A 5,769-nucleotide genomic window follows, 5' to 3' on the forward strand; every position below is an offset into this window, starting at 1 on the left:
AGCCCGCACAGGCTGGCGACCCCCCTGCTGCGCCGCAACGGGAGGCACGAGGCCGTCTCGTGGGAGGAGGCGCTGGCGACTCTGGCGGGCAGGATAAGCGGAGCCGTATCGAGCCACGGGCCTCGGTCGCTCTTCTACCTGAACGGGACCGGGTCCATGTACTTCTCCAAGCTGCTGCTGCCCCACCTGTTCGAGGCGCTGGGCGGCTGCACCCTCAGGGAGGGAAACCAGTGCTCCGCCTCCGGCGGTTTCGGCCTTGCGGAGAGCTTCGGAGAGGTGCCGGTGACTAGGCCGGAGTTCATGGCCGGACACTCGCGCGGGGTTCTTCTATGGGGGAGGAACGTCCTCGAGACTCACACTCACGCCGTCCCCCTGCTGAAGCGAGTCCGGGAGCGAGGGGGGGAGATCGCGTCGATCGAGATCCGCGAGACGCCCACCACCCGCTTCTCCGACCGCTGGTGGCGCATAAACCCGGGTGGCGACTGGGCGCTGGCCGCATGGATGTGCAAACGCCTGACCACGAAGGAGGGCTGGAGGGAGAGAGCGACGAATTCCGAGGCTTTCGGGAGGGCTTTGAAATCCCTCGACGACGGGGAGCTTCTCGAGGCCGCGAGATTCTCGTCTGAGGATGCGTCCTCGGTTCTGCGCTGGCTCGAGGGATTCGCGCCCGTCGTCCACTACGCGGCGTTCGGCGCTCAGCGCTACATGCACGGGGATGCGCAGTTCCGCTGGATAGGCGCGCTGGCGACGATGCTGGGTGCGTTCGACGGGCCGGGGGCCGGACTGGCTTTCAGCAAGGATGAGCATTCGCTCTTCCCGAAGGAGCTTCTGCCCGCCCCGAGGGATGTGCGCAGGCTTCCCGTCTCGGCGTGGCAGACGAGGCTCGACGACATCGATCCGCCCGTCGAGGTCATGATCATCTCCTGCGCCAACCCGGCGCGCCAGAGCCCCGGATCGGACCTGGTCGTCGACGCGCTGCGACGCCTGCCCTTCACCGTCTGCATCGACTTCATCATGTCCGACACGGCGCACGAGTGCGACCTGGTGTTGCCCACCACCACCTTCCTGGAGGAGGAGGGAGACTGGCTCGGCTCGTACTGGCACAACTACCTTGTCCGCACCGGGCGGGTTCTTCCGCCTCGGGGGGAGGCGCTGGAGGAGGCGGAGATCTTCACACGCCTGGCGTGCGAGCTCGGGCTATCGGTCGACATAATGGAGAAGAAGCGCGAGATGGACCGGCTCATGCTGACCTCGCCGCTGCTGGAGCAAGTGGGGGAGGGGGTCTACCGGTGGGACGAGCCGGACTACTGGACTACGACGGAGAGAAAGGTCCTGCTGCCGGAGTCCGCCCCGACAATGCACGCCGGGAAGGGTCTGAGGCTGGTCTCGGTGCACAAGTCCGGGTACATCAACGGACAGAGCTGGGACGCTCCCGATGTGCCGGACAGGCCCGTGATCTCTGTGGGGCCGGAGGACGCCGACTCGCTCGGCCTGGCCGAAGGCGACGGCACCGTGGCGAGGAGCGGACGGGGCGCCGAGCTTGAGGCCACGGTGAGGGTCGATCCCTCCATCGGCGCGGGATACTGCGTGATAGCACAGGGGACGAAGGGAGTAAACACGCTGCTCGACCCGCTGGTCGCCCCCGGGTTCGGCGCTCCCTACGCCGAGGGAAGAGTGACCCTGCGGAGGAAGTAGCTTTCATGGTCGGGAGGTAAAAATTGCGTATGCGGTATGTTTTTCTCATTGGCATCGGGTATGCGGTGGTTGTTCTGCTCGCCTTCCTCTTCTCGGAAAGGCTGCTCTTCTTCCCGTACCGGGAGCTGTGGGCGACGCCCGAATCCAGAGGGATGGCCTTCGAGGACGTCGACTTCCAGGCATCGGACGGAACGAGGCTGCACGGCTGGTTCGTCCCGGCCGACGGCGCCTCGAGGGCTACTGTGCTCTTCTGCCACGGGAATGCGGGCAACATCTCCCACAGGCTCGACTCGATAGATATCTTCCATCGGCTGGGGCTCTCGGTCTTCATCTTCGACTACCGAGGCTACGGCAGAAGCGAGGGAACACCCTCCGAGAAAGGCGTGTACAGCGACGTGGAGGGGGCGTGGCGCCGGCTGACGGGAGAGCTGGGCGAGCGGCGGGAGCGTGTAGTCATGTTCGGCAGGTCCCTGGGCGGGGCGGTGGCGGCCTACGCGGCGGAGAAGTTCTCACCCGGAGCGCTGATCCTGGAGTCGACCTTCACCGACCTGGCCTCGGTGGGGCAGGGGCACTACTTCTTCCTTCCGGTAAGGCTGATAGTGGGTGACGCCTTCAACACCATCGGACGTTTGGAGAGGATTCACTGCCCTGTGCTGGTGGCGGCGAGCCCGGAGGACGAGGTCGTCCCCGGCAGTCACGGCAAAACCCTGTTCGAGGCGGCCGGAGAGCCGAAGATGTTCCTGCAGCTCAGGGGAGACCACAACCTCGGCTTCCTGGACACGGGAAGGCCCTACGTGGAGGGGCTGGACACCTTCATCACAAGCGTTTTCGGCGATTGACCCGTTAATACTAAGGAGATGAATCTTTTGGAGATCGCGACATCACTGATGAAAAACAGCCTCTTCCTGATGAGCCTGACGGTGGGATTCGGAGTGCTGCTCGGCAGGATAACCGTGCGCGGGATCAACATGGGCATATCCGGGGCACTGTTCGTCGGCCTCTTCTTCGGCGCGGCGGGCTATTCCGTGCCGAGCGAGTACTTCACGTGGAACCTTATGTTCTTCGTAGTCGCGGTCGGACTGCTGGCCGCCGAGGACACCGCGCGAGTCATCAGGAGGTATGGCACTCGCTTCGTGCTGCTGTCGATAGTGGTCACCGGGGCCGGGGCGCTGGCGACCCTCGCGGCGGGGCTCCTCTTCTCCGGCTCGGCCTCCCCGTACATGATAGCGGGGACATACACGGGAGCGCTCACCAGCTCGCCGGGACTCGGCGCGGCCCTGGAGGCCACGGCGAACAACCCGGACGTGGCGCTGGGCTACTCGATAGCCTACCCGTTCGGAGTGATGGCGGTGGTGCTCTTCGTTCAGCTCGCCCCGGCGATCTTCGGGATGGACGTGGCAAAGGAGAGGGAGGAACTGGCGCGCGAGCTCGAAGATGGGAGCCCGTCCACGGCTGCGGAGGAGTCCCGTTCGGCGTCGACTCCCTTCTCGCTGCTGAGCTTCGTGCTCTGCATAGTCGGCGGTACCGTGATCGGCGAGATCGAAGTCCCTCTCGGATCGCTGGGCACGGTCAGTCTTGGCACTACCGGCGGGGCGCTGCTCTTCGCCCTCTTCGCCGGCAGCTTCGATCATATAGGCCCGCTGCCGATGAGGATGGACAAGGGAGTGCTGTCGGCCATCCGATCGATATCCCTGGGGTATTTCCTGGCTGTGGTGGGGTTGAACGCGGGAGGAGGGGCGCTGAAGGCCTTTCTGGACCACGGGCCGCTGCTGATAGCGGTCGGCATAGGCGCGGCGCTGGCCGCGGAGCTCGCGGGATTCTTCCTGGGCCGATACGTCTTCAAGATCAACTGGATCATCCTGGCGGGCGCGATATGCGGCGCGATGACGAGCACGCCGGGGCTCGCCGCCGCGATAGACGCGACCGGCACGGACGAGTGCAGCGCAGGCTACGGCGCGGCCTACCCGGTGGCGATAGTCTGCATGGTAGTCTTCACCACGATGCTGGCGGCCTTTTTCAGGGTGAGGTAGGGGGAGATCCCTCCTCCCTCCGGTCGTCGGGATGACAGTTGGGGCTGCTTTGCGGTCTCTTGTCGTCCCGAGGAGCAAAGCGACGAGGGGAGGAATCTCCAGGCCAAGGCGTCTCAAGTCGAGATTCCCCCTCCCTCCCGTCGTCGGGATGACAGTTGGGGCTGCTTTGCGGTCTCTTGTCGTCCCGAACGGCGTGCAGCGACGGAGGGACCTTGACCGCCTTTGCATTGCGCCAAGAAACAGTCCGCTAAGAGGCTCGCGGGGCGACATTGATTTTTAAGCTTCTTTCTGTATAATCTTAGTTGGCGAAAAGCCGTGAACTTATCAATATTGAGGAGGTTCTTCCATGTCAAGCTCAGTACTCCGTTCCGCAGACAGGTCCGCAACAGCCGATGCTCTCCTCTTCTACTACCCGGCCGTATTTCTTCTCTTCTTTGCCGACATACCGATTGTCGACTTCCCCGAGGTGCGCATAGGACTGCTGGACATCCTCCCGAAGCTCGAGGGGATCTCCTGGCCGGCCATTGGCATCGTATTCGCCGTCTTCATGCTCATCGCCACCATACGGTACGTGGCGGGCGGGGGCGAGTCCGACCTGTGGAGGGTTCTGCTCAGAGGCGGGCATGCGATAATCGTCACTCTGTCCTTCATCGGATTCCTCTTCGTCCCGGTGGGCGTCACCCTTACGGGGATGGTGGACCCAGGCGGCGTGCTCGAGGCGTTCGCCTCCTTCCGGGGCGCGTTCTTCTTCCTGACCCTGTTCGTGATGTCGGGAATGAGCCATGCGTACCTGGCCGAAGGAAGGACCGACACCAGTGCTTCAATCACCGATTCGCCGCCTAAGCTCATAGCCGCCCAGATGGCGATGCTCTCAGCGGCCTTCCTCTTCCTCGTGCTGGAGGCCCCCGGCACCCTGCCCTCTCTTCTCTATTCCGTGACAGTGCCGCACTGGGTCATCCCCAGCCTCCCGATAGTCCTGGCCCTCACTGGCGCACTCTTCTCATCCTTCGGAGGCGGACGAGAGCACGCGGCCCTTCTGGCCCTCATGCTGCGCCTCTGCGCGCTGCTCTCCCTGGTGGCGCCGGTAGTGGTGCTTATCATGGGCAGGGCGGAGGAGTCCGGCATGGCTCTCTACATGGCCTCCCTGGCGCTGTTCGTCTCCTCTGTCAAGGGAGTCGACTGCCTGCAGGATGCGTGCGGCGGAGGGTTATAAAACAGGAAGAAACAGCCTGTCTCCGGATTAGCGAGCAACATGACCATAAAACCACAGGCGCGGACCGGGCATGTTCCCGAGTCCGCACTTGTGGTCTTGATGAATCGGTTCGCGAGGCCTGGCGGCCTCCGGGCCGAAGCCCGTCAGATCAGCGAGTGAGCAATCTCACCGTTCACGAAGGTGACCAGCGCCTTGCTGCGTGCGTCAAGCGGATCCCCGTCCCATACCACCAGGTCGGCTTCCTTTCCCTTCTCAACGGATCCGATCCTGTCCTCAAGGCCAAGATGCTCTGCCGCCGACATGGTAACCGCCCGCAGGGCGACGTCGCGCGGAAGCCCGGCGCGCACCGCGAGGGAGAGGCAGACGGACAGGTGCTCTATCGGGATCACCGGGTGGTCGGTTATGATGCAGAAGTGAACCCCCGCCTTCCACAGAGCCACGGGAGTGTCCCACGTCTTGTTGCGAAGCTCCAGCTTGGGTGCGCTGGTGAGTGATGGTCCAACCGCGGCCATGACTCTGTTCTCCGCAAGGAAGGGCGCTATCAGGTGCCCCTCGGTGCAGTGCTCGATCGTGTAGCGAAGTGAGAACTCCTTCGCTATCCTGACGGCCGTCGCTATGTCGTCGCAGCGGTGCGCGTGAACGCAGAGGGGGACATCCCCGTCAAGCACCGGCAGAAGCGCCTCGTGAGCGAGGTCCCGCTCGCTCGCCTCTCCCTTCGACCTAGCCTGCTCCTGCCTGCTCCTGTAGTTCTGCGCATCCACGAGCGCCTGGCGCATCAGCGCGGCGTTCCCCATCCTCGTGTTTGGCAGCTTCTTCTTCTCCGTGTAGACC

5 protein-coding genes are annotated in these 5,769 nt (G+C 64.1%); 4 read left to right on the top strand and 1 reads right to left on the bottom strand.

The features are described from left to right. From GX181_01315 to GX181_01330, 4 genes are all read left to right on the top strand, one after another. The coding region (locus GX181_01315) for a molybdopterin-dependent oxidoreductase (protein ID NLM70585.1) at positions 1-1,695 on the top strand (1,695 nt) is incomplete at its 5' end. Between the two features lie 29 nt (positions 1,696-1,724). Further along, the gene (locus GX181_01320) at positions 1,725-2,534 is read left to right on the top strand and encodes an alpha/beta hydrolase (GenBank protein ID NLM70586.1); all 810 of its coding nucleotides are present in this window, start codon (positions 1,725-1,727) and stop codon (positions 2,532-2,534) included. Between the two features lie 18 nt (positions 2,535-2,552). Next, complete coding sequence (locus tag GX181_01325; GenBank protein NLM70587.1) at positions 2,553-3,725, top strand: YidE/YbjL duplication; 1,173 nt, start codon at positions 2,553-2,555, stop codon at positions 3,723-3,725. Positions 3,726-4,071: 346 nt separating this feature from the next. Beyond that, positions 4,072-4,938 carry a hypothetical protein gene (locus GX181_01330; GenBank protein NLM70588.1) on the top strand — a complete coding sequence of 289 codons (867 nt, stop codon included), beginning with the start codon at positions 4,072-4,074 and terminating at the stop codon, positions 4,936-4,938. Between the two features lie 143 nt (positions 4,939-5,081). Here the strand turns inward: GX181_01330 and GX181_01335 are convergent. Further along, positions 5,082-5,769 (bottom strand): amidohydrolase family protein (locus GX181_01335; GenBank protein ID NLM70589.1); only part of this gene is annotated, 688 nt, incomplete at its 5' end.

This window comes from Synergistaceae bacterium (assembly GCA_012521675.1).
Taxonomy (GTDB): Bacteria; Synergistota; Synergistia; order Synergistales; family Aminobacteriaceae; genus JAAYLU01.

Coding starts and splice junctions, on each gene's coding strand:
- GX181_01320 (NLM70586.1), top strand. CDS start 1,725: ATGCGGTATGTTTTTCTCATTGGCATCGGGTATGCGGTGGTTGTTCTG.
- GX181_01325 (NLM70587.1), top strand. CDS start 2,553: ATGAATCTTTTGGAGATCGCGACATCACTGATGAAAAACAGCCTCTTC.
- GX181_01330 (NLM70588.1), top strand. CDS start 4,072: ATGTCAAGCTCAGTACTCCGTTCCGCAGACAGGTCCGCAACAGCCGAT.